Below are 22,844 nucleotides of genomic sequence, written 5' to 3'. Positions count from 1 at the left end.
CCCGTTATTATAGCTTGAAGCGAAATTACTTCACTTCTACAGCTGCGCCAGCTTCTTCAAGCTTAGCTTTAACCGCTTCTGCTTCTTCTTTGCCAACTTTTTCTTTGATTGGTTTAGGAGCGCCGTCAACCAGGTCTTTAGCTTCTTTCAGGCCCAGACCAGTGATTTCGCGAACCACTTTGATTACGTTGATTTTGGAAGCGCCAGCGTTGTTAAGGATAACGTCGAATTCAGTTTGCTCAGCAACTTCTGCTGCGCCGCCTGCTACTACTGCTACTGGTGCAGCAGCTGTAACGCCGAATTCTTCTTCGATTGCTTTAACAAGATCGTTCAGTTCAAGAACAGTCATAACTTTGATTGCTTCCAAGATTTGCTCTTTAGACATGGTTATACCTCCGAAAGTGGTTGATTTTTTTTGGTTTTATGCCGCCTTCCGGGGAAGGTCGGCGGTTCGTTCGTACAAACGACGGTTTAACTTAAGCTTGTGCTTCTTTTTGCTCGCCGACTGCTTTAACCGCAAGCGCGAAGTTGCGCATTGGAGCTTGCAGGACGCTGAGGAGCATGGAGAGCAAGCCTTCGCGGGACGGAAGTTCCGCCAGTGCTTTAATCTCTTGTGCACCTACTACTTTACCTTCAACAACGCCGCCTTTAAGTTTCAGAGCGTCGTTCTTTTTAGCGAAATCGTTCAAGATTTTCGCTGGTGCCACAGCATCGTTCACGCTGAAAGCAATGGCTGTAGGACCAACCAGAATGCTGTTCAGATCGGACAATTCCGCAGCTTCAGTCGCACGGCGAACGAGCGAGTTTTTCAGAACTTGGAATTCAACACCTGCTTCGCGCAGTTGTTTACGAAGTTCAGTTACTTGCGCAACGTTCAATCCGCGGTAGTCAGCAACAACAGTGCTGGAGCTCTCACGAAGCTTCGCTGTGATTTCTTCAACCGCTTGTTGTTTCTCTTGGATGATTTTAACGTTAGCCAAACTGTACACCTCCTGTAATAGTTGTACATCCCGTTTATAAGACAAGCTTCCTCTGCCTAGGGTGCATGAGAAAGGCCTCCACAGCGACTGCGAAGGCCATGATATATCGCTGCCGTGAAGTTAATCACGCGCAAGCTGTATTTATCATAACACCTCGGTAGGAAATTAAGCCTTGCGGCACCTACTGTCTACGGTATGCGTATTCGAATTTAATTCCGTTCTCGTTGAACTTAGCGGTAAGCCGCTACGTTGACGCGAGCGCCAGGGCCCATTGTCGAAGAAACGGAGATGTTTTTCAGGTAAACCCCTTTAGCTGCTGCCGGTTTAGCACGGTTCAGAGCATCGATCAGAGACTTAAGGTTTTCGTTAAGTTTCTCTGCGTCGAAGGAAACCTTGCCGATTGGAGCATGGATTTGACCTGCTTTATCAAGACGGTATTCGATTTTACCAGCTTTGATTTCTTGAACAGCTTTAGTAACGTCGAATGTTACCGTACCCGCTTTAGGGTTAGGCATAAGGCCTTTACCGCCGAGGATACGACCCAGTTTACCAACTTCAGCCATCATGTCCGGCGTTGCTACGCAGACGTCGAATTCGAACCAGCCTTGTTGGATTTTGTTGATCATGTCGGAATCGCCAACGAAATCAGCGCCAGCAGCTTCTGCTTCTTTTGCTTTATCGCCTTTCGCGAATACCAGAACACGTTTTGTTTTACCAGTACCATGCGGAAGTACAACAACGCCACGAACCGCTTGGTCTTGTTTACGAGGGTCAACGCCCAGACGCACAGCTACTTCAACGGACTCGTCGAATTTTGCTGTAGCGGCTTTCTTCACAAGCTCGATTGCTTCCAAAGACTCGTAAGTAGCTTCGCTGTCAATCAGCTTAGCAGCTTCTACATACTTTTTGCCGTGTTTAGCCATTTGAGTTTTCCTCCTTTGTGGTTGTAGCGGAAAATTCCCCTTATGGGACTCCTCCCACTTAAACGAAGCAGTACACTTCGCCGGGCAACGCCTATTCGGCCGCCCATGTGTTAACCGACCGCAAGCGGCCAGTCACACAATTAGTCAACGATAGTAACACCCATGCTGCGTGCAGTACCTTCAATCATAAGCATCGCTGCCTCAACGGAAGCTGCATTCAGGTCAGGCATTTTTTGCTCAGCGATTTCACGAACTTTCGCACGTTTCACTGTAGCAACTTTCTTTTTGTTTGGTTCACCGGAACCTTTTTCGATACCTGCTGCAACGCGGAGCAATACTGCTGCCGGTGGAGTTTTAGTTTCGAAAGTGAAGGAACGGTCTTCAAACACTGTGATAACAACCGGGATAATCAATCCCGCTTGATCTGCAGTACGAGCATTGAATTCTTTACAGAACGCCATAATGTTAACGCCTGCTTGACCAAGTGCCGGACCAATCGGCGGAGCCGGATTAGCTTTACCTGCAGGAACTTGCAGTTTGACCATTTTGATAACCTTTTTTGCCATGACTTACACCTCCTTACACAAGTAATCCCAAACTACGGAAACCAGATCGTATTATATCTTCTCCACTTGAGTATAGTCCAGTTCAAGCGGGGTCTCCCTGCCAAACATGTTGACATGTACCTTAAGCTTGGATTTGTCGAGCAGAATTTCTTCCACTGTACCAACGAAATCCGCAAAAGGACCTACCTTTACGCGCACGGTTTCCTTCAGGTCGAATTCAATCTTCGGCTTAGGCTCTTCCATGCCCATGTGCTTCAGAATTTGTTCTACTTCGTCCGGCATAAGCGCGATTGGCTTGGAACCGGAACCCGTTGACCCTACAAATCCTGTGACGCCCGGCGTATTGCGAACAACATACCATGAATCGTCAGTTTGTACCATCTCCACGAGGACGTAGCCGGGGTAGACTTTGCGTTGAACGGTCTTTTTCTTACCGTCCTTTTCTACCACTTCTTCTTCCATCGGAACCAGAACGCGAAAGATTTTATCTTCCATGCCCATCGATTCGAGGCGACGCTCCAAATTGGCTTTCACTTTGTTCTCATAACCGGCGTAAGTGTGTACGACATACCATCTTTTTTCCATTCCAATCCACCTTTGGACCCTTCTTAAACAATCAGATTAACTAGAGACGAGATCCCGATGTCAAGAAGCCAAAAGTAAATCGTCACAAACGCGATCGTTAGAAGTACGACGATCGAATAGCTTGTCAACTCTTTACGGTTTGGCCAGCGAACCTTTTTAAGTTCTGCCCAGCTGTCGGCAAAGAAACTAAACGTTGTTCCGAAGCTTTGCTTCAGTTTAGCCAAAAATGCCACGTCAACACCTCCAATGACTATCTCGTCTCGCGATGAGGAGTCTGCTCGTTACAAAACTTGCAAAACTTCTTCAACTCGATGCGGTCGGGGTGATTGCGTTTGTTCTTGCTGCTCGCATAGTTTCTCTGTTTGCAGTTTGTGCATGCCAACGTGATTATTACCCGCATTGAATTACACCTCCCGAACTGCTAAATAACGGTTCACAACGCCATATGTATATGACATTGCAACTTCGGCCCCAATACAAAACAAAGCCTCACATCAAGGCCTACCTAAAACAATTTATCACACGGCCTATTCCAATGTCAATGGAAACATAGCCTGGGCCATAGCGAATATTATGGAAATATGGCGACATCAGGAATCTCGTCTCTACCATTATCGTCACAAATCCTGCTTTTAAAACTTAAAACGAGCCGCCCTCCGCCTCCGGCCTGATAACCGGACGAGAGAACAGCTCGCATCAAATTCAGCACGTATAAAGATTAATAGCTTATCCGCTAAGATCCCGAACTTCCAAGTAACGCTCAAGTTTGCGCTTTACGCGCTGCAGGGCATTGTCAATCGATTTGACATGTCTGTCGAGGTCAACGGCAATTTCCTGATACGATCGGCCGTCCAGATAGAGCATAAGCACCTTACGCTCCAGATCGCTCAGAATCTCCGACATCTTGTCTTCAAGACCAACAAATTCTTCCTGATTAATGATAAGCTCCTCCGGATCGGATACCCGGGTGCCGCAAATCACGTCGAGAAGAGTACGGTCAGAATCTTCGTCGTAAATAGGCTTGTCCAAGGAAACATAAGAGTTAAGCGGTATATGCTTCTGCCTGGTAGCCGTCTTTATCGCCGTAATAATCTGCCGTGTAATACATAATTCCGCAAAAGCTTTAAAGCTAGCAAGCTTGTCCCCTTTAAAGTCGCGGATAGATTTATAGAGTCCGATCATGCCTTCCTGCACGATATCTTCCCGGTCGGCTCCGATCAGGAAGTAAGAACGCGCCTTTGCACGGACAAAGTTCTTATATTTGTTGATCAAATATTCAAGAGCCAGACTGTCGCCGTTACGAACCGCTTCCACGATATCCTCGTCAGAACTGCAGTCATACTCAAGCGTACTCCATTTTTTGAGGTCGATGCTCACGAACTATCCCTCCGGCCTGCAAGGCGTACGCCGCTAGATTCATATGCAACCTATCTCCATGGCTTCCTGCCACAACGAGTTAAACAAGACAAAATAGCGATAAAACCGCCGTTCTCATCACTAAATATAGAGCCAGTATACATTATGTAATCTTACACCGTCAACCGATTTGCCGCTAGGGTGGAGTCGTTTTAATAGAAATTCTGTAATTTTATGGATAAAAAAGAGGACTATTTGCCGCCGCGCCGAAGACGCTCCAGCTTTGTGCGCACCTCGAGACTGAGATTGCCGTCGAGCGTGTTGCGCTTGACCGGTATGTCCTCGCGCAAAGTAAGCTCGATTTGCTTGCGATTCTGCTGGATGTTGATAAGCAGCTCGCGAGCCGACAGCCGGAGAGCTCCTTTGCCGAAAGCGACATGCTGTTCGACAAGATCGGAGGTGGCGACAAATACGTTTCGTCGTCTGGCCGTGAGTTCCGTAACCAACCGCTCAATGCATTCGTCCGCCGTTTCTTTTTCCTTCGTATAGACAATCGTAAGCTTATGATGCCGGTAAGTCGCGCCAAGTCCGGGCACTTGATGGGCATCGAAAATAACATACACCGTCATGCCCGAGAAGCCTTGGTAATCGGCCAGCATATCGAGCAGCTTGTCCCGCGCTTCCTCCAGATCGATCTCCTTCAGCTTCTCAAGCATGGGCCAGGCGCCGATCATATTATAGCCGTCCACCAGCAAAATATCATTGCGCCGGTTCATCGGCTATACACTCCGGCGCTGCCTGACCACTTCGTACATCAAAACGCCCGCTGCCACGGATGCGTTCAAAGAGTTAAGACGGCCGTGCATCGGCAGCTTGACCAGGAAATCGCATTTCTCCTTGATCAAACGGCCCATCCCTTTGCCTTCGTTTCCGATAACAATCGCAAGCGGCAGATCAAATTTCGTCTTATATACATCCTGCGGAGCGCTTACGTCCGTACCCGCTACCCACACGCCTTCTTCCTTCAGACGGTCGATCGTCTGGGCGAGGTTCGTCACACGCGCCACAGGCACATGCTCGGCCGCGCCAGCGGATGTCTTCAGCACCGTTGCAGTCAGACCAACCGAACGGCGTTTCGGAATAATAACGCCATGGACGCCGGTACATTCCGCCGTCCGCAAAATGGAACCCAGATTATGAGGGTCCTCAATCTCGTCGAGAATAAGCAGGAACGGCGTTTCGTTCAGCTCGCGGGCTCTTGCCAGCAAATCCTCAATCTCCGCGTAGGCAAAGGCCGCCGCCTGCGCAACAACGCCTTGATGCTGTACGCCCTCCACCATGGTATCCAGCTTGCGCTTGTCCACAAACTGCACGATGACCCCATGCTGCTTGGCTTCCGCCACGATCGGCTGGGTCAGGCTCTTCTGAGCGCCCTCTGCGATCCAAATCTTATTGATATCGCGTCCGGAACGAAGCGCCTCCATAACGGGATGCTTGCCGGCAATCATTTCTTCTTGGTTGTATCGTTCGCTCACGCTTGTCCCTCCTTCTCTTCCTGATGGTCTTCCGGCTGCGGCGCGACTGCTGCCTCAAACAATTCATGCAGACGTTCGATTCGTCCTTCATAGTACAAATAGCCGACCAGGCATTCCAGCGCGGTAGCCTGCCTGTAATCGGCCGGGTCCGCATTCTTGGGCGGTGCCCCCGATTTCGTATTGCGGCCGCGCCTTGCGATATCCGCTTCTTCTTCCGTCAGCATCGGCTGCCATTTCTCCAGCAGCTTGCGCTGCGCCTTCGCCGATACAATCTTCGTCGCTTCCTTGTGAAGATGATGCGATTTATGATTAGGCAGCGACACCAGGTACTGCCGGACCAACAGCTCGAATACGCTGTCTCCTACGTAAGCGAGCACAACCGGATTAATGAGCTGCGTCTTCTTGGCCGGACGGTGGAACAGAAGCCCCGCTCCCGCTCCATTCCCTTGTCCCGCTTCCTCTAAGCTTGCATGTTCCCGTTCATTGCTATTCAATATGACACGTCCTCCAATCGATTTGCGGCAGAGTTCTACAGGCGCCGCCAACGAATCCCTTGCGGAGTGTCCTCTAACGCAATGCCTTTTTCCGTAAGCAGGTTACGGATTTCATCCGCTCTTGCCCAATTCTTCGCCGCGCGCGCTTCCGTCCGCTCAACGATAAGCGCATCGATCTCGTCATCCAGAAGCTCGGAATCAGCACCCGCTTCAGGCAGCAGACCCAGCACCGTGTTCATTCCTTCAAGAGCTGCCAGCAGTGCGGCAATCCCCTCCGGCGAAGCGTCCGCGCGGTTCATGTACTGGTTCGCTTCCGTTACCAGCTCGAATACGGCGGTAATCGCATCCGGCGTATTGAAGTCGTCTCCCATTTTCGCTTCGAATTGTGCCTTAAGCTGAGCGATTCTGTCTTCAAGCTCCGTTGGAGCCGCACCCTCTGCCTGGCCGCCAAACGCGGAAAGCCGATGCTTCAGATTAGACGCGCAATTCGCGATCCGCTCCACGCTGTTCTCGGCTTGGGCGATGGTCTCGTCCGTGAAGTTAAGCGGGCTGCGGTAATGCGTCGACAAAATAAAGTAACGGATAGCGGCCGGCTTCACGCGCTTCACCAGCTCGTTAACCGTAATCCCGTTGCCAAGCGACTTGGACATCTTCTCGTTGTTGATATGAATGTAGCCGTTATGCATCCAGTAGTTCGCTAGCTGCTTGCCGGTCAATGCCTCGGACTGGGCAACCTCGCACTCGTGATGCGGGAACTGCAGGTCATGGCCGCCGCCGTGAATATCAAGCGTATCGCCCAAATATTCGCGCGCCATCGCCGAGCACTCGATATGCCAGCCCGGACGTCCCGGTCCCCATGGGCTTTCCCAGTTGATTTCGCCAGGCTTTGCGCCTTTCCAGAGCACGAAGTCCTGAGGATTCTCCTTGCGCTCGCCAACCTCAATCCGGATACCGAACTGCAGCTCCTCCAGATTCTGATGCGACAGCTTGCCGTATTCCTCGAATTTCGAGGTACGGTAATACACGTCTCCTTCGCTTGCATAAGCATAGCCTGTGTCGACAAGGCCTTGAATAAACGCAACGATCGCCGGAATATGCTCGGTAACGCGCGGGTTCAACGTTGCCTTGTGCACGCCCAGCGAAGCGATATCCTCGTTAAACGCGTTAATGAATTTATCGGCAACCTCCGGAACCGTCAGTCCCGATTGCTCCGCTTTTTTGATCAGCTTGTCGTCTACGTCCGTGAAATTCACGATGTAGTTCACGTCATAACCGACGTACTCCAGGTAACGGCGCACCACATCGAAGAAAATAACCGGACGGGCGTTGCCGATATGAATATAGTCATAAACCGTTGGTCCGCAGACGTACATTTTTACTTTTCCCGGTTCCTGCGGGACGAATGCTTCCTTTGCTCGGGTCAGCGTATTATAAATTTGAACGTTCATGATCTCGTTTCTCCTCCAGCTACTGGCTCGCGAAGCCTCTCAACTTCGGCCTTTAAACTTTCGATTTCCTTTTGCATTTCGCGGAACATCTCAATGACGGGGTCCGGCAGCTGCTTATGATCAAGCCGGTCTCCGACCCGTTCGCCATTGCGTCTGACGACACGCCCCGGATTGCCTACGACGGTACAGTTGTCGGGCACCTCGCGCAGGACAACGGCATTCGATCCGATATTCGAATTATCGCCAACACGGAACGAGCCTAATACTTTCGCGCCGGATCCGATAACGACATTGTTGCCGATGGTAGGATGGCGTTTGCCTTTTTCCTTGCCGGTTCCTCCAAGCGTTACGCCTTGATAAATAACGACATCATCGCCGATCTCGCATGTTTCTCCAATCACTATACCCATTCCGTGGTCGATGAACAACCGCTCGCCGATCGTTGCTCCCGGGTGAATCTCGATGCCCGTCATAAATCGGCTGAACTGCGAGATGATCCGCGCAACCGTAAACCATCCTCCGCGGAAAAATTTATTCGCAATCCGGTGAGCCCATATCGCATGCAGACCCGAATACGTAAAGACAACTTCAAACCGGCTTCGAGCTGCCGGGTCGTTCTCAAATACTGCCTTAATGTCTGATCTAATATGGCGAAACATGCGTGTCTCCTCTCCCCTGCGCTGCGGCCCCCCGCAACAAAAACAAAGCTAAACAAGGCCAAGCTAATCAATGCCTGAAAATAAAAAAGCCTCCGCAGCATTTGAAATGCTGCAGAGGCGGGCGTGTAACGTCGCGGTTCCACTCTGCTTGAACGACCCGATTAAAGGACTGCGGCTCAATAACGAGCTTAAGCCCAGCCTAATCCGGCTGTCCGTCTTAAAGCCTGTAACGTTGGCTGATACGTTGCTGCCTACCCCGCGCCGCCGGCTCCGGTATACGAAGCGGTAGGATTACGGATCGGAACAAAGCTCCCAGGTGCAATTTTCCGCCCCCCGAACTAGACAACTCGCAGCCCGCATTCCTACATGCCAATTAGCTTGGCTATAGGCAAATGCTGATTGTCCTCTCTGCAAATCCGGCAAAACGTACTTTTCCTGTTCATGGCTTTTTAATTCATCGAATTGTAATTAGTAACAGTATAGCGAATCCCCGTAAGGGTGACAAGGAATTTATGACACCGCTTGTCAACCTTGTCCGCCCAGGCAATGCTTAGCCCAGACGGTTCTTAAGGCGGTTAATCACTTTATCGCGGCCAAGCAAGGCGATCGATTGGTTCAGGTCAGAGCCATGCGTCTGGCCCGTAAGCGCAGCGCGAATAGGCATAAACAGCTGCTTGCCTTTGAAGCCCGTTTCCTTCTGAACCGCTTTGATCCAGTCTTTAATGCCGTCAACGGTAAAGGCCGAAGCTTCGCTAGCTTCGATCTTGGCAAGGAACGCCGTCAAGACTGCCGGCACCTGTTCCTCGGCAAGCACTGCCTTGGCTTCCTCTTCATCCTCCACCGTATCGCGGAAGAACAGCTCCGTAAGCTCAACAATGTCCGATGCTGCGCGGAGCTTCTCTTGATAGAGGGCGGCAAGCGCCGACACCCATTCACGGTCAGCGGCATCCAGCTGTTCGCCTACGCGGCCAGCCTTTTGCAGATGCGGCAAGCAAAGGTCGACAAGACGCTCGATGTCGATCTTTTTCATGTATTCGCCATTCATCCAGCTCAGCTTCTGCGTATCGAATACGGCAGGGCTCTTGCTCAGACGTTCGGCCGTAAATACGTTAACCAGCTCGTCATGCGTGAAAATCTCCTGCTCGCCTTCCGGCGACCAGCCAAGCAAAGCAATAAAGTTGAACAACGCTTCCGGCAGATAGCCGAGATCGTCGTATTGCTCGATGAACTGGATGATCGACTCGTCGCGCTTGCTGAGCTTCTTGCGGCTCTCGTTGACGATCAGCGTCATATGAGCGAACTTAGGAGCTTCCCAGCCCAGCGCTTCGTAAATCATCAGCTGGCGCGGAGTGTTCGAGATATGATCCTCGCCGCGCAGCACGTGGCTGATTTTCATCAGATAGTCGTCGATGACAACGGCGAAGTTGTAAGTCGGAATGCCATCCTTTTTCACGATTACGAAGTCGCCCATCTCCGCCGTATCGAAGCTGATCGAGCCTTTAACCATATCGTCCCAAGCGAAGGTTTTGCCCTCCGGCACGCGGAAACGAACGCTGGCTACGCGGCCTTCCGCTTCAAACGCCTGGCGCTGCTCCTCCGTCAGATTGCGGTGGCGTCCGGAGTAACGAGGCGTCTCGCCGCGGCTCATCTGCTCTTCCCGCTCCTGCTCCAGCTCTTCTTCCGTGCAATAGCAGCGGTAAGCAAGGCCGCGGTCAATCAGGTCCTGCCAATATTCCTTATAAATATCAAGGCGCTCGGTTTGACGGTATGGGCCGTAGCCTCCACCGATGTCAATGCTCTCATCCCAGTCGATGCCAAGCCATTTCAAGTACTTCAGCTGGCTTTCTTCCCCGCCCGCCACGTTCCGTTTCACGTCGGTATCTTCAATGCGGATAATAAATTTGCCGCCTTGGCTGCGCGCATACAAATAATTAAATAAGGCCGTTCTGGCATTACCGATATGTAAATGACCCGTCGGGGACGGTGCATAACGGACTCTCACTTCTTGTGTCATCGCTAATAACCCCTCTCGTATAACTAAACCATTACTTGATTATAACATCCTGGATCAAGCAGACAACCGATTGGGAGGCAATTCCTTCGCCTCTGCCGGTGAAACCAAGCTGCTCAGTCGTCGTCGCCTTCACGTTCACCTGCTCGATGTCGGCTTCCAACGCGCGGGCGATAATCTCCGCCATCTGCGGGATGTAGGGCGCCATCTTCGGACGTTGGGCAATAATCGTCGAATCGCAGTTGCCAAGCTTGTAGCCCCGCTCCTTCGCCAGCGCCCACACCTGCTCAAGCAGCTTCAGGCTGTCGGCATCCTTGAATTCCTCGGAAGTGTCCGGGAAGTGCTTGCCGATATCGCCAAGTCCTAGCGCCCCGAGAATGGCATCCGAAATCGCATGAAGCAGCACATCCGCGTCGGAATGGCCCAGCAGCCCCTTCTCGTAAGGAATCGTTACGCCCCCGATAATGCAGGGACGGCCCTCCACCAGCTGATGTACGTCAAAGCCTTGTCCTACTCGAATCATTGTTTGTTCTCCTCTCTCCTCTGTTTCTCTAACAAAAATTCTGCCCAGGGCAGATCATCAGGCGTTGTAATCTTGATATTCGTGTAATCGCCTTCCGCAATAACGACGGGCGCGCCTGTCCGCTCCACTACCATGGCATCGTCCGTACCGAGAAAATGCTCCTCCGCGGCGCGCTCATGCGCTGCGGTCAGCAAATCACGACGAAAAGCTTGCGGCGTTTGTATCGCCCACAAGCTTCGGCGGTCCGGCGTTGAAACGATCAGACCCGTGTCGTCTACCTGTTTGATTGTGTCCTTGACCGGTACGGCCAAGACGGCTGCGCCGCTCTGCTCGGCTTTCTCGCAGCAGGCGCGTATCGCCTTCTGCGTAACAAGCGGCCGCACGCCGTCATGCACCATCACCCATTCGGCAGCCGGCGACAACGCCTTGATCCCCGCGAAGACCGAATGCTGGCGCTCGCTTCCCCCGGCTACCACGGCCGTCACCTTGCCAAGCTTGTATTCTTCTACAAGCCCGGTGCAGCGTTCCACGTCATCCGCTCCAACTACAAGCGCTATATCTGCAATCTCGTCCATCGCCTGGAACAATTCCAGCGTATGCACGAGAATCGGCTTTCCGTGCAGCGGCAAATACTGCTTGCTTTCTTTGGTTCCCATCCGCGAGCCGCGTCCGGCCGCAACGACAACCGCTCCCCAATGTGCATTCATCGCCTAATCTCCCTCGTACGTATAAACAACTACTCCCTACTATACAAGGTTACAGCGCTTTTTCCAACAGCTTCGGCTTCGCAAATATCATTCGGCCTGCCGATGTTTGCAGAACGCTCGTTACGAGAACTTCCATCGTGGTGCCGATATAATCGCGTCCGCCCTCCACAACGATCATCGTGCCGTCGTCCAGATAGGCGACGCCTTGTCCATGCTCTTTGCCGTCCTTGATAACTTGTACGATAATTTCTTCACCGGGCAGGACGACGGGCTTCACTGCATTTGCCAAGTCATTGATGTTCAATACCGATACGCCTTGAAGCTCGCATACCTTATTCAGGTTGAAGTCATTGGTAACGACCTTGCCTTTAAGGGCTTTCGCCAGCTTGACCAATTTGCTGTCTACCTCGCTAATTTCTTCAAAGTCTCCTTCGTAGATAAGCACCCGAACATCTAATTCCTTTTGGATTTTGTTCAAAATATCAAGTCCGCGGCGTCCCCGGTTACGCTTTAGCAGATCCGAAGAATCCGCGATATGCTGCAGCTCCTCCAGCACGAATTCCGGAATCACGAGAGTGCCTTCGATAAATCCGGTCTTGCAGATATCCGCAATCCGTCCGTCGATAATGACGCTGGTGTCCAAAATTTTATGCTCTTCAAAGCCGCCCACTTCGTCTGCCACCGGAACTGCCTTGCGCTGCTCCAGCATCGCCGATGCCGCTGCGGCAAGCTCGTCCTTCTTCCCAAGTCCGATTCGAAGCCCCAAGTAACCGAAGAAAAGAGACATCACTGCCGGAATCAACAGCCCCGGCCCGCCAAGCTTAGCTACCGCCGGGTACAAAAGCGCGGACAAGAACAATCCCGCGATAAGCCCGCCGCCGCCTGCCAGCAGATCCTTCATCGGCATCTCGGCCGTTTGATCAATACCGCGCTGCATAAACTTAATGATTCGCCCCGCAGCCATGCTCGCAACAAGAAGTCCAAAAAGTGCCCCAATCGCGAAATAATACATGCTAGTTCCTTGCCAAATACCAAGCGACGATTGCGTCCAGCCTTCTATGCTATTCGTTCTGCCTTCTACTTCGAGCCCAGCCAATCCTCCAAATAATAGACCGGCCATTTGAATAATTCGTTTCATCATAAATACCACCTCCATTACAATTATGTTCCAATAATGGACGGGCTAAACGGCGGTTCGTGAATGATTTTTCATTTTGAAATGATGGCAAGGTATGCTTATAATGGAATTAGCAGTTATAGCAGATGAAGCTGATGAAAGAGGTGGAATCGATGAGTGCTCCTACACTGGAACAATTCCAGCAGCAAGTATCCGAACTATTGCTTAGACATCGAAGCCTGCTGGACGTCATGTCCAAGTTTGGTCAGTCCGGCGCATCCGTTAACCGCGCGGTAACGAAGGCCGTAACGGACTGTGGTTGTATTGAACTCAATGCGCGCAAGCAAGAGTATGCAGACGAACCGAATCTCGAGAGTGCCAAATCTACGCTTCAGAGCCATATCTCAGGCCATGTATGCGAATCTTGCCGCGACGTGCTCAAATCCGAGCTCGGACGGAATCTGTTCTACATGACCGCCATGTGCAATCTGCTTGATATTCAATTAGACGAAGTTGTCGCCAAAGAATACGATAAATGTTCTACTCTCGGATTGTTTAATTTAACGTAATAAGCGAAAAAAAGGAGCTGCTCCTTGCCTCGTTCATGACGAGTGCAGGGAACAGCTCCTTCTTTTTATTCTCTAGGTTTATCCGGTCTTCATACCGGGGCCCCCGCAAAGTACTCGGAGTACGCTCCAGAGCATTTGCTTCACTTTGTGGGGCATTTTTACGCTGTCGTCTCGGACTGCACGTTCTCATCCTGCGCATCTTTGCCGCGGCGTTTGCGGACGCGTTTCTTCATGCGGCCGTCAACGTTTTTTTTTAGACCGTAAAGCGCATATAACAGCATAGGTACAAAGATAATTTTAGATAGCTGGTCAGGGAATTGGATTCCAAGAAAAACAGCCAACGCCACAACAAAAGGAATGGCCCAGATGGCTTTCTTTGAGATGCCTATTTTCTTGAAATTCGGATATTTAATCGTACTAACCATAAGCAAGGACAGTACCAAGGTGCTCGCTAACAAGACCGAAACTGCAATATCATCCTGGAACAGCGCAAGCGTGCATAACACGCCTCCGGCAGCAGGAATAGGAAGGCCGATAAAGTAACCCGGTTTCCCGGCTACCACGTTAAATCGCGCCAGTCTCAAAGCTCCGCAAATCGGGAACAGCGCGGTAATAATCCAGGCAATGGTCGGGTTAAGCTCTTGAAAGGCAACGACATACATAATAAAAGCCGGCGCCACGCCGAACGAGATCACATCGGATAACGAATCGAGCTCTTTGCCGAACTCGCTTTGCGCGTTCAGCGCACGTGCTACACGGCCGTCCACGCCATCAAGCAGCATTGCGATAATAACCATCATCGCGGCTGTTTCCGGCTTTTCATTAAACACGAGAATAATGGCGGCTATTCCTAAGAATAAGTTTCCGACCGTGAGAAGGCTCGGTATCGACTTAGTGATCATCTATTCCACCTCTTCTCTACTATGCCCTAAAACCGTTTACTAATGTATGTTTGGAATACGGTACACATTCCATCCATTGTATGAGATTTAAATTTGTCTGTCAATGAACATCTGCTCCTGGATCCGCTTCAAACCATCCTTGATGGCACGCGCGCGAACCTCTCCAATACCGTCCACTTCGTCAAGCTCATCAATGGTTGCCATCAAAATATGAGGCAGTCTACCGAAACGCTCGATCAGATTATTCATAATAATTAATGGAAGACGAGGAATTTTATTGAGCAGCCTGAAGCCTCGCGGCGACACCGCTTCCTCCACCATGGCGGCGGTATGCGTGTAGCCGAGAAGACGTATGATCGGAGGTGCGTCCAGCAGGTCTTCCGCGCTTAGCTTTTTGAGCGCCGCACGGATTTCGCGGATTTTGTCGTCGGTATTATCCTTGGCATAATCCTTGAGCAGATACCAGGCGTCTTCGTCAACGCCGTTAACAAGCTCCTCCATCTGCATGGCGATAAGACGGCCCTCCGTACCCAGCTCGGTGACATAACGTTTGATTTCCATTTTGACGCGCAGCACCATTTCGACGCGCTGCACGACATGCGCCACTTCCTGCAGCGTCACCAGCTCCTCGAATTCAAGCGCGGACAGGTTGGTGAGCGACTGGCTAAGTACGACCTTATATTTCTCAAGCGTTTGAATCGCCTGATTGGCCTTCGTTAATATAACGCCCATCTCTTTGAGCGAATAACGCAAATTGCCTTGGTACAGCGTAATGATATTCCGGCGCTGCGAGATCGATACGACAAGCTTGCCGGTCTGCTTCGCTACCCGCTCCGCCGTACGATGCCGGATACCGGTCTCGATCGAAGAAATCGAGTTGTTCGGGATAAGCTGCGTATTCGCATACAAGATCCTTTTCATATCCTCGCTCAGGATAATGGCTCCATCCATCTTGGCGAGCTCATACAAATAGTTAGGCGAGAAATCGCAATTGATGGAAAAGCCGCCATCCACGACCTCCATTACTTCGGGACTGTACCCGACAACAAGCAGCGCACCCGTTTTGGCCCGAAGCACATTATCAAGCCCGTCACGGAACGGGGTACCTGGTGCGACTAATTGCAAAAGCTGGTTCATTATTTCTAGCTGACTTTGTTCCTTCATCATTTGCCCCCTATCCAAGTGCCGCGGACAGCGCTTCTGCTACCGTACTCACGCCGATAATCTCGATGCCTTCCGGCGGCTTCCAGCCCTTTAAGCTTTTCTCCGGCATAATAACCCGCTTGAAGCCAAGCTTCTCCGCTTCCTTCACCCGCTGCTCGGCACGGGATACGGCGCGAACCTCGCCCGTCAGGCCTACTTCGCCGAAGATAACGTCATAGGGGCGCGTAGGCGCATCGCGAAAGCTTGATGCGAGCGAGACAGCAGCGGCAAGGTCAACTGCCGGCTCATCCAGCTTCACGCCGCCCGCTACATTTAAATAGGCATCCTGCGTCTGCAAAAACATGCCGATCCGCTTCTCTAATACCGCAATAATTAATGCCATCCGGTGATGGTCGATCCCTGTGGACATCCGCCGCGGCGAAGGGAAATTCGTTGCTGCGACAAGCGCCTGAAGCTCAACCAGCACGGGGCGGGTTCCTTCCATGCTGGCTACAACCGTAGAGCCGGATACGCCGAGCGGGCGCTCCGACAGGAACAGCTCTGACGGATTGGCCACTTCGCGGAGACCCTCTTCGCCCATTTCGAATATGCCGATCTCATTGGTGGAACCAAACCGGTTCTTGACGGCCCGGAGCAGCCGGTAAGTATGATGCCGTTCTCCTTCGAAATAAAGTACGCAGTCGACCATATGTTCCAGGAGACGAGGACCCGCGATTGCGCCTTCTTTCGTGACATGCCCGACAAGCACGGTAGCGATACCTTTGATCTTCGCTACCCGCATGAAGTGAGCGGTACATTCCCTTACCTGGGCTACGCTGCCCGGAGCGGACTGAACGTTTGGATCGTACACCGTCTGAATGGAGTCGATCACGAGAAAGTCCGGCTGGACCGACTCAATCGCATCGTTGATTTGCTCCATGTTTGTCTCGCAAAGGACAAAAAGGGATTCCGTGAGAGCACCAAGCCGGTCAGCGCGAAGACGCGTTTGCCGGACGGATTCTTCTCCGGAAATATACAGCACCTTCAGCCCTTTGGAGGCTAATGCATGCGAGGTTTGCAGCAGCAGCGTGGATTTTCCGATTCCGGGATCTCCACCAACCAGAATGAGCGAGCCTGGCACAACGCCTCCGCCCAGCACCCGGTTAAGCTCCTGCAACCGTGTTTCGATACGCGGTTCCTGCCCACTTTCTATATGTATGATGGATTGCGGCTTTTCTTTCGTCTGAGCCATGCGAAGACCGACACCTTGTGTCTTGATAACGGTCTCCTTTTCCTCCACCATCGTATTCCAAGACTGGCAGCCCGGACATTTCCCCAGCCATTTCGGCGATTCCGTCCCGCACTCAGTACATACAAACTTTAGCTTTATCTTTGCCATACAAGGCTCCTTTTAACAAGCGTTACCATTTTAAAGTTTACCATTTTATCCGTAGGGTATAAACCCCTTCTTACGAACTAATGTACGGACCAATACGTTCCAGTCAGCAAAAAAAGCCTCCTTAATCCCAGCATCGGAATAAAGAAAGCTTTTGTTAAATGATGCAAAAGTATAAGCTGCAAAAATTACGAGATTGCCGCAGCATCCCTGGATACGAGAATCCAGTGCGTCGTAAGCTGGGAGCCAAGCATAATACGCTCGCCTTCCGCATCCTTTTCTTTACCGCCGTCCGCTTGTTTATTTCCCTTATGGGCATGCGCCTGACGGAAGGAATCGCTGTTCACCCAGTCTTCGAAGGAAGCTTTGGTCTCCCAGGTCGTGCTTACCTTCAGCTCATCGTAGTCGGCTAGTCCTTCGGTCAGCATAACCTCCATGCGAACGAAGCCAGCCGATTGCTCTATGCCCTTTGTCTTCTCGAATCGCTCCGCTACCTCTTCCCCGTAGCCTTTTTTTACTTTTATCGTATTCGTTACAACGATCATCGCAAGTCCCTCCATCTTCCGAAGCTTCTATGTTTAAAACCTTTATCGCTAAAACATCATTGCTTCAAGCATATACGATAATGATTCTCATTGTCAAATAGATCAGATAAAACAAAAGCTGCCCGGCGAGAGAGTCCTCGCTCAGGCAGCCTGGTTGATCCTTGCTTATTTTGCAGCCGGCTCTTCCGAGACAGCTTCGGATTTGTTAACGGTCAGCTCGCCGTCCTTCTCGTCGATCGTGAAGGAATCGCCTTTGCGGATCTTGCCAAGCAAGAGCTCCTCCGAGATCCGGTCTTCGATGTGCTTCTGAATCGCACGGCGCAGCGGACGTGCACCGTATTGCGGATCGAAGCCTTCCTTCGCAAGGAACGCCTTGGCGGCATCGGTGAGAACGAAGTCCACCTCTTGCTCGCGCAGCCGTTTGCGAAGCTCTTCGGACATCAGCGTAACGATTTGAGCGATATGCTCTTGCTCCAGCGAGTGGAACACGATCGTCTCGTCGATCCGGTTCAGGAACTCCGGACGGAAGCTCTTCTTCAGCTCTGCCATCACTTTATCCCGCATTTGATTGAACTCGCGGCCCGAATCCTGCACGGCTGTAAAGCCAAGCGAAGAATTGCGTTTGATTTGATCCGCGCCTACGTTCGAGGTCATGATGATCAGCGTGTTGCGGAAGTCAACCACTCTGCCTTTGGAATCGGTCAGACGGCCGTCTTCCAGCACTTGCAGCAGGATGTTGAATACTTCCGGATGCGCCTTCTCGATTTCGTCGAGCAGGACAACGGAATATGGCTTGCGGCGTACTTTCTCGGTCAACTGACCGCCTTCTTCGTAGCCGACATATCCCGGAGGCGCTCCGACGAGACGGGACGTGGAGTGTTTCTCCATGTACTCCGACATATCGATGCGGATAACCGCGTTCTCGTCGCCGAACATCGCTTCCGCGAGTGCGCGGGCCAGCTCGGTTTTACCTACCCCGGTAGGACCAAGGAAGATGAACGAGCCGATTGGGCGTTTCGGATCCTTGAGGCCTGCGCGCGCTCTGCGGATGGCTCTCGATACCGCTTTAACCGCATCTTCTTGGCCGATTACGCGGTCATGCAGAATGTCTTCCATTTTGAGAAGACGCTCGGTTTCTTCCTCCGCCAGCTTGCTGACCGGAATCCCCGTCCAGCTTGCCACAACCTGCGCGATATCTTCAGGCGTTACCTCGGAATCGGTGCGGCCTTGTTTTTCCTTCCATTGGTTCTTCGTTACGTCGAGCTCTTCGCGGATTTTTTGCTCCGTGTCGCGAAGGGCTGCCGCTTTCTCGAATTCCTGGCTTTGAACCGCCGCGTCTTTCTCCTTGCGGATATCCTCCAGACGGTTCTCCAGCTGTTTGAGATTAGGCGGTACCGTATACGAGTTAAGTCTCACTTTCGAGCTTGCCTCGTCGATCAGATCGATCGCTTTGTCCGGCAGGAACCGGTCCGTAATGTAACGATCGGACAGCTTCACGGCTTGCACGATTGCATCATCCGTAATTTTTACGCGGTGGTGAGCCTCATAACGGTCACGCAGGCCGTGAAGAATTTGGATGGCCTCTTCCGGCGATGGCTGGTCGACCGTAATCGGTTGGAAACGGCGCTCCAGCGCGGCATCCTTCTCGATGTATTTACGGTACTCATCCAGCGTTGTTGCGCCGATGCACTGCAGCTCGCCGCGGGCAAGCGCAGGCTTCAGAATATTGGAGGCGTCAATCGCGCCTTCAGCGCCGCCTGCACCGATCAGCGTATGAAGCTCATCGATGAACAGGATGATGTTGCCGGCTTGGCGGATCTCATCCATGATTTTTTTCAAGCGGTCTTCGAATTCGCCGCGATACTTCGTACCGGCTACAACGGAGCCCATATCCAATGTCATAACGCGTTTGTCGCGCAATGTCTCCGGAATTTCGTTGGCGATGATCTTTTGGGCAAGACCTTCGGCAATGGCGGTTTTACCTACGCCCGGCTCGCCGATCAGAACGGGATTGTTCTTGGTACGGCGGCTGAGCACTTGAATAACGCGCTCGATTTCCTTGCTGCGGCCGATAACCGGATCCAGATTACCCTCGCGGGCATAAGCGGTCAGGTCACGGGCTAAGCCGTCCAGCGTTGGCGTGCTCACATTGGATGGAGAGCCATGGCTGCTGGATACCGCTTCACTGCTGCCCAGAAGCTGCAGGACTTGCTGGCGCGCTTTGTTCAGGCTGATGCCAAGGTTGTTCAGTACCCGGGCTGCTACGCCTTCTCCTTCGCGAATCAGACCAAGCAGGATATGTTCCGTGCCTACGTACGTATGGCCAAGCTTCCTTGCTTCGTCCATCGACAGCTCGATAACTTTTTTCGCGCGAGGCGTATAAGCAATGTTAGTAGGCTGCTCTTGACCGCGACCGATCAAAGCCTCCACTTCGTCCTGGATTTTCTCAAGTCCAAGACCAAGCCCGATTAATGCCTTCGCTGCAATGCCTTCCCCTTCGCGAATAAGGCCGAGCAAAATATGCTCCGTACCAATATTATTGTGACCAAGACGAACCGCTTCCTCCTGCGCCAAGGCAAGAACCTTTTGCGCTCGCTCCGTAAATCGTCCAAACATCATGTTTCATGCACCCCCATGCTCGGTTTGACTCCGCAATTGATTGCGGATTAATTCGGCCCTGCGGTAATCCCGCTGATCGGCGCTCATCTTCTCGTTGAACGTCTGCTGCAGAAACCCGGGCTGAGTCATTACAATTAATTCATTCAAAGATTGGCTCGTGACGTGATCCAGAAGCCCCAGATCGACGCCTAGCCTTACATCGGACAGCCGCTGCGCGGATTCCTTGGAATCCATCACCGCCGCATAAGACAAAATGCCGTAAGAGCGTCTTACCCGGTCCTCAATTCGAAGCCGTGACTCGGACATCAGCCTTTGGCGGGCTACTCTCTCGTGCTCGATAATCTGCTTGGCTACCCCGTGCAAATTATCGATGATTTCGCCTTCCGTCTGTCCCAGCGTAATCTGATTCGATATCTGGAACAGATTCCCCAGCGCTTCGCTGCCTTCGCCATACATTCCCCGGACAGCGAGGCCGACCTGCGTGACAGCCGATAAAATTCGGTTAATCTGCTGCGTAAGCACAAGCGCCGGCAAATGCATCATAACCGATGCTCGTATTCCCGTTCCCACATTCGTCGGACAAGTGGTTAAATACCCTCTCTTCTCGTCGAACGCGTAATTGGTTTCTTCCTCGAAAATATCATCGATCTGATTCGCCAGCGTCCAAGCCTCCTTGACTTGAAAGCCCGGATACAGGCACTGAATACGAAGATGATCCTCTTCGTTGATCATGATGCTGACCGATTCGTTCTCGCTTAGAATGATCGCCCCTCCGCGTGACTCGTTAGCCAGATTAGGGCTAATCAGATGCTTCTCCACCAATACCCGTCTTTCCAGCTCGCTTAGCTCCGATAAAATAATCGTTTCGAAATGTCCTACCGGATCCAGCTTGCCGGATTGCCCTATTGCAGTAAGCTGATTCATGACCTCAAGCGACTGCTGATTGGTGGCAAGCATCGGGAATGGAAACTGCCTCAAGTTTCGCGCAATGCGTACTCGGCTGCTAATGACGATATCCGAGTCAGGTCCAACTCCCTTCATCCAATCGCTTAACGCTTGCTCAGAGAAACGATGACTAGCCAAGAGTAAACCTCCTTCGTGCGCCTTACAGTTCTACTATTTTACGCTCCAGCTCGCGGATTCGATCACGAATCTGAGCCGCGCTTTCAAATTCTTCTCGTTCGATGCGGCTTTGCAAATCCCGCCGCAATTGCTCAATCTCTCGCTTGTACTGAATTTGGCCGCCGGAACGCTTCGGAATTTTACCGACATGGACCGTATTGCCATGTACACGTTTCAGCAGAGGATCTAACTTCTCGGTAAATTGACGGTAGCAGTTGCTGCAGCCGAACCTGCCGATCTTGCTGAATTGCGTATACGTTAACCCGCAGTTGTCACAGCGGATCATCTGCTGTTGCTTGGCGCTGTTCACGCCGTTAGTACTGCTCGGATCAAAATCGAGAAGGCCCGACAGCAGACTGTGAATAGAGAACCCGTTTGGAGCGCCGGGGATGCCTTCTCCCCGTTCCCTCGCACAGGACTCACAGATGTGAAATTCGGTTTTTTCACCGTTCACGATTTTCGTAAAATGAAGCGTTGCCGGCTTCTTGCCGCATTCTTGGCAAATCAAGCCGAATCCCCTCCCTTCCGGTGTAACCTTCTCAGGCGCTTATTTGGCTAATAAAGATATCAGCATGGAGCGTAATAACCTGGCTCTGATCTCATCGCGAAGCGGCAGCTTGACAGCAATGGTCTCGCGGTCAACCGCGGCCCGAAGCAGGTTCGCTTCCCGTTTCGTAATTAGTCTTGCCTCCTCCATCTGATAAATCAGCCCCTCCGCCACGCTTTGCTCGACGCAATCGCCAATCGTTTGATGGATATGGAATTGAATCGTCTTAAGCGCCGGCAAATCTACCCGCTGAATGCGGATATAACCGCCGCCGCCGCGCTTACTTTCAACCATGTATCCCTTCTCCAAAGTGAACCGAGTACTAATTACATAGTTGATCTGCGACGGAACGCAGGAAAACTTGTCTGCCAGTTCATTGCGTTGAATTTCAACGGCGCCTTCCGGGCTTTCCTGCAACATCTGCTTCAAGTACTGCTCGATGAGATCGGAAATGTTACGCAAATTTACCAACCTCCTGGCGACATGAGCTGTGGATGCATTTGTGGAAATGCTGCCCCAACTGACTTTGACTTTCTTTGACTTTAACTTTATTATACGCAAAAATCAGGAAAGGTCAATACATGGAATTTCAATTTTCAGATAATTTAACAATCAAACTATCGCCATTATCTAGCATGGTGCGGTTGGATGCGATTTATACACAGTCCTCCGCATTAACGCGCAGCTGCAGTTGTCTTTAAAGCCGTTCATCCACGGACTACTCACATTTGTGCATAAACGGTGCGCTTAAAGTCGAGCAAGCTAAAGGCTCTATATTGTTATTAAACAAATGCAGGGAGTTTATAAACAAGATAAGGAGGGAAGTCGGTAACTATTTGGCAGGCGGCCGTTGTCTATCCACGGGGTTATTCAGTTATCCAGACCGAAATCATGCGTAAAATAGGGGATTTTCACGATTTATACACAACTTCATCAACAAAATAAAGAGAAGTTGTAATTGAGTGACTATTCACATGTGGATAGCAAAACAAAAAAGCAGCTTGATCCCAATGTGGATCAGCTGTTCAGGTTGTGGATGAACCGTTGATAACTATGCAGAAACAAAAAGCCTGCCGCGTAATGCGACAGGCTCTTCA

26 protein-coding genes and 1 other annotated feature are annotated in these 22,844 nt (G+C 51.5%); of the genes, 1 reads left to right on the top strand and 25 read right to left on the bottom strand.

Translation table 11 applies throughout. The annotated features are described in order from the left end of the window. Positions 1-25 precede the first annotated feature (25 nt). From rplL to PGL01S_RS24835, 17 genes are all read right to left on the bottom strand, one after another. Entirely contained in the window at positions 26-385 is a 360-nt protein-coding gene (rplL, locus tag PGL01S_RS24915; protein WP_127497473.1) for a 50S ribosomal protein L7/L12, read from the bottom strand. Positions 386-476: 91 nt separating this feature from the next. Further along, positions 477-980: a 50S ribosomal protein L10 gene (rplJ, locus tag PGL01S_RS24910; protein WP_015847237.1), complete on the bottom strand. Its 504-nt coding sequence runs from the start codon at positions 978-980 to the stop codon at positions 477-479. A gap of 59 nt (positions 981-1,039) precedes the next feature. Beyond that, positions 1,040-1,192: a sequence feature (ribosomal protein L10 leader region), on the bottom strand. Positions 1,193-1,210: 18 nt separating this feature from the next. Beyond that, a complete protein-coding gene (rplA, locus tag PGL01S_RS24905; RefSeq protein ID WP_127497471.1) occupies positions 1,211-1,903 on the bottom strand; it encodes a 50S ribosomal protein L1 in 693 nt (230 codons plus the stop codon). A 140-nt stretch (positions 1,904-2,043) separates the two neighbouring features. Continuing rightward, on the bottom strand, positions 2,044-2,469 hold the full coding sequence (gene rplK, locus PGL01S_RS24900) for a 50S ribosomal protein L11 (RefSeq protein ID WP_127497469.1): 426 nt from the start codon (positions 2,467-2,469) through the stop codon (positions 2,044-2,046). Positions 2,470-2,520: 51 nt separating this feature from the next. Next, positions 2,521-3,054 carry a transcription termination/antitermination protein NusG gene (gene nusG, locus PGL01S_RS24895; RefSeq protein ID WP_015847240.1) on the bottom strand — a complete coding sequence of 178 codons (534 nt, stop codon included), beginning with the start codon at positions 3,052-3,054 and terminating at the stop codon, positions 2,521-2,523. 23 nt (positions 3,055-3,077) lie between these two features. After that, positions 3,078-3,287: a preprotein translocase subunit SecE gene (secE, locus tag PGL01S_RS24890; protein WP_015847241.1), complete on the bottom strand. Its 210-nt coding sequence runs from the start codon at positions 3,285-3,287 to the stop codon at positions 3,078-3,080. A 17-nt stretch (positions 3,288-3,304) separates the two neighbouring features. Further along, positions 3,305-3,454: a 50S ribosomal protein L33 gene (gene rpmG / locus PGL01S_RS24885; RefSeq protein ID WP_015847242.1), complete on the bottom strand. Its 150-nt coding sequence runs from the start codon at positions 3,452-3,454 to the stop codon at positions 3,305-3,307. 326 nt (positions 3,455-3,780) lie between these two features. After that, positions 3,781-4,431: an RNA polymerase sporulation sigma factor SigH gene (gene sigH / locus PGL01S_RS24880; protein ID WP_015847243.1), complete on the bottom strand. Its 651-nt coding sequence runs from the start codon at positions 4,429-4,431 to the stop codon at positions 3,781-3,783. A 230-nt stretch (positions 4,432-4,661) separates the two neighbouring features. Next, the gene (locus PGL01S_RS24875; RefSeq protein ID WP_127497466.1) at positions 4,662-5,186 is read right to left on the bottom strand and encodes an NYN domain-containing protein; all 525 of its coding nucleotides are present in this window, start codon (positions 5,184-5,186) and stop codon (positions 4,662-4,664) included. A 3-nt stretch (positions 5,187-5,189) separates the two neighbouring features. Next, positions 5,190-5,918, bottom strand: a complete 729-nt coding sequence (rlmB, locus tag PGL01S_RS24870; RefSeq protein WP_041614742.1) for a 23S rRNA (guanosine(2251)-2'-O)-methyltransferase RlmB — start codon at positions 5,916-5,918, stop codon at positions 5,190-5,192. 23 nt (positions 5,919-5,941) lie between these two features. Beyond that, positions 5,942-6,439 (bottom strand): Mini-ribonuclease 3, encoded by a 498-nt coding sequence (locus PGL01S_RS24865; protein ID WP_127497464.1) that lies wholly within the window; start codon positions 6,437-6,439, stop codon positions 5,942-5,944. A gap of 35 nt (positions 6,440-6,474) precedes the next feature. Then, on the bottom strand, positions 6,475-7,887 hold the full coding sequence (gene cysS / locus PGL01S_RS24860; protein WP_127497462.1) for a cysteine--tRNA ligase: 1,413 nt from the start codon (positions 7,885-7,887) through the stop codon (positions 6,475-6,477). Beyond that, positions 7,884-8,546 (bottom strand): serine O-acetyltransferase, encoded by a 663-nt coding sequence (gene cysE / locus PGL01S_RS24855; protein WP_127497460.1) that lies wholly within the window; start codon positions 8,544-8,546, stop codon positions 7,884-7,886. Before cysE ends, cysS begins: the two co-directional genes overlap by 4 nt. Positions 8,547-9,096: 550 nt before the next feature. Continuing rightward, entirely contained in the window at positions 9,097-10,560 is a 1,464-nt protein-coding gene (gltX, locus tag PGL01S_RS24850) for a glutamate--tRNA ligase (RefSeq protein WP_127497458.1), read from the bottom strand. A gap of 31 nt (positions 10,561-10,591) precedes the next feature. Continuing rightward, the gene (ispF, locus tag PGL01S_RS24845; protein WP_127497456.1) at positions 10,592-11,080 is read right to left on the bottom strand and encodes a 2-C-methyl-D-erythritol 2,4-cyclodiphosphate synthase; all 489 of its coding nucleotides are present in this window, start codon (positions 11,078-11,080) and stop codon (positions 10,592-10,594) included. Beyond that, positions 11,077-11,787, bottom strand: a complete 711-nt coding sequence (gene ispD, locus PGL01S_RS24840) for a 2-C-methyl-D-erythritol 4-phosphate cytidylyltransferase (RefSeq protein WP_127497454.1) — start codon at positions 11,785-11,787, stop codon at positions 11,077-11,079. Before ispD ends, ispF begins: the two co-directional genes overlap by 4 nt. A 49-nt stretch (positions 11,788-11,836) precedes the next feature. Then, complete coding sequence (locus PGL01S_RS24835; RefSeq protein ID WP_127497452.1) at positions 11,837-12,928, bottom strand: PIN/TRAM domain-containing protein; 1,092 nt, start codon at positions 12,926-12,928, stop codon at positions 11,837-11,839. A 149-nt stretch (positions 12,929-13,077) separates the two neighbouring features. On the opposite strand from PGL01S_RS24835, the gene PGL01S_RS24830 reads away from it, so the two are divergent. Continuing rightward, positions 13,078-13,473, top strand: coding sequence for a nucleoside triphosphate pyrophosphohydrolase family protein (locus PGL01S_RS24830; protein ID WP_127497450.1), 396 nt, complete (start codon positions 13,078-13,080; stop codon positions 13,471-13,473). 158 nt (positions 13,474-13,631) lie between these two features. Here the strand turns inward: PGL01S_RS24830 and pssA are convergent, their stop codons facing one another. From pssA to PGL01S_RS24790, 8 genes are all read right to left on the bottom strand, one after another. After that, a complete protein-coding gene (gene pssA, locus PGL01S_RS24825; RefSeq protein WP_127497448.1) occupies positions 13,632-14,375 on the bottom strand; it encodes a CDP-diacylglycerol--serine O-phosphatidyltransferase in 744 nt (247 codons plus the stop codon). A gap of 87 nt (positions 14,376-14,462) precedes the next feature. After that, positions 14,463-15,539, bottom strand: a complete 1,077-nt coding sequence (gene disA, locus PGL01S_RS24820) for a DNA integrity scanning diadenylate cyclase DisA (RefSeq protein WP_015847254.1) — start codon at positions 15,537-15,539, stop codon at positions 14,463-14,465. A 10-nt stretch (positions 15,540-15,549) separates the two neighbouring features. Next, positions 15,550-16,917 (bottom strand): DNA repair protein RadA, encoded by a 1,368-nt coding sequence (radA, locus tag PGL01S_RS24815; RefSeq protein WP_127497445.1) that lies wholly within the window; start codon positions 16,915-16,917, stop codon positions 15,550-15,552. A 185-nt stretch (positions 16,918-17,102) separates the two neighbouring features. Then, a complete protein-coding gene (locus tag PGL01S_RS24810; RefSeq protein WP_127497443.1) occupies positions 17,103-17,459 on the bottom strand; it encodes an antibiotic biosynthesis monooxygenase in 357 nt (118 codons plus the stop codon). Between the two features lie 165 nt (positions 17,460-17,624). Further along, complete coding sequence (gene clpC, locus PGL01S_RS24805; RefSeq protein ID WP_127497441.1) at positions 17,625-20,078, bottom strand: ATP-dependent protease ATP-binding subunit ClpC; 2,454 nt, start codon at positions 20,076-20,078, stop codon at positions 17,625-17,627. Between the two features lie 3 nt (positions 20,079-20,081). Then, on the bottom strand, positions 20,082-21,119 hold the full coding sequence (mcsB, locus tag PGL01S_RS24800) for a protein arginine kinase (protein WP_373864170.1): 1,038 nt from the start codon (positions 21,117-21,119) through the stop codon (positions 20,082-20,084). Positions 21,120-21,183: 64 nt separating this feature from the next. Then, the gene (gene mcsA, locus PGL01S_RS24795; protein WP_127497437.1) at positions 21,184-21,708 is read right to left on the bottom strand and encodes a protein-arginine kinase activator protein McsA; all 525 of its coding nucleotides are present in this window, start codon (positions 21,706-21,708) and stop codon (positions 21,184-21,186) included. 39 nt (positions 21,709-21,747) lie between these two features. Next, a complete protein-coding gene (locus PGL01S_RS24790) occupies positions 21,748-22,209 on the bottom strand; it encodes a CtsR family transcriptional regulator (RefSeq protein WP_127497435.1) in 462 nt (153 codons plus the stop codon). Positions 22,210-22,844 lie beyond the last annotated feature (635 nt).

Source organism: Paenibacillus glycanilyticus NBRC 16618, assembly GCF_004000805.1.
GTDB classification, from domain to species: Bacteria; Bacillota; Bacilli; order Paenibacillales; family Paenibacillaceae; genus Pristimantibacillus; species Pristimantibacillus glycanilyticus.
The sequence above is the reverse complement of the archived record's forward strand: the minus strand, read 5'-3'. Positions and strand labels throughout refer to the sequence as shown.

Coding starts and splice junctions, on each gene's coding strand:
- rplL (WP_127497473.1), bottom strand. CDS start 385: ATGTCTAAAGAGCAAATCTTGGAAGCAATCAAAGTTATGACTGTTCTT.
- rplA (WP_127497471.1), bottom strand. CDS start 1,903: ATGGCTAAACACGGCAAAAAGTATGTAGAAGCTGCTAAGCTGATTGAC.
- rplK (WP_127497469.1), bottom strand. CDS start 2,469: ATGGCAAAAAAGGTTATCAAAATGGTCAAACTGCAAGTTCCTGCAGGT.
- nusG (WP_015847240.1), bottom strand. CDS start 3,054: ATGGAAAAAAGATGGTATGTCGTACACACTTACGCCGGTTATGAGAAC.
- rpmG (WP_015847242.1), bottom strand. CDS start 3,454: ATGCGGGTAATAATCACGTTGGCATGCACAAACTGCAAACAGAGAAAC.
- PGL01S_RS24875 (WP_127497466.1), bottom strand. CDS start 5,186: ATGAACCGGCGCAATGATATTTTGCTGGTGGACGGCTATAATATGATC.
- rlmB (WP_041614742.1), bottom strand. CDS start 5,918: ATGATTGCCGGCAAGCATCCCGTTATGGAGGCGCTTCGTTCCGGACGC.
- cysS (WP_127497462.1), bottom strand. CDS start 7,887: ATGAACGTTCAAATTTATAATACGCTGACCCGAGCAAAGGAAGCATTC.
- cysE (WP_127497460.1), bottom strand. CDS start 8,546: ATGTTTCGCCATATTAGATCAGACATTAAGGCAGTATTTGAGAACGAC.
- gltX (WP_127497458.1), bottom strand. CDS start 10,560: ATGACACAAGAAGTGAGAGTCCGTTATGCACCGTCCCCGACGGGTCAT.
- ispF (WP_127497456.1), bottom strand. CDS start 11,080: ATGATTCGAGTAGGACAAGGCTTTGACGTACATCAGCTGGTGGAGGGC.
- ispD (WP_127497454.1), bottom strand. CDS start 11,787: ATGAATGCACATTGGGGAGCGGTTGTCGTTGCGGCCGGACGCGGCTCG.
- PGL01S_RS24835 (WP_127497452.1), bottom strand. CDS start 12,928: ATGATGAAACGAATTATTCAAATGGCCGGTCTATTATTTGGAGGATTG.
- PGL01S_RS24830 (WP_127497450.1), top strand. CDS start 13,078: ATGAGTGCTCCTACACTGGAACAATTCCAGCAGCAAGTATCCGAACTA.
- pssA (WP_127497448.1), bottom strand. CDS start 14,375: ATGATCACTAAGTCGATACCGAGCCTTCTCACGGTCGGAAACTTATTC.
- disA (WP_015847254.1), bottom strand. CDS start 15,539: ATGAAGGAACAAAGTCAGCTAGAAATAATGAACCAGCTTTTGCAATTA.
- radA (WP_127497445.1), bottom strand. CDS start 16,917: ATGGCAAAGATAAAGCTAAAGTTTGTATGTACTGAGTGCGGGACGGAA.
- PGL01S_RS24810 (WP_127497443.1), bottom strand. CDS start 17,459: ATGATCGTTGTAACGAATACGATAAAAGTAAAAAAAGGCTACGGGGAA.
- clpC (WP_127497441.1), bottom strand. CDS start 20,078: ATGATGTTTGGACGATTTACGGAGCGAGCGCAAAAGGTTCTTGCCTTG.
- mcsB (WP_373864170.1), bottom strand. CDS start 21,119: ATGAAGGGAGTTGGACCTGACTCGGATATCGTCATTAGCAGCCGAGTA.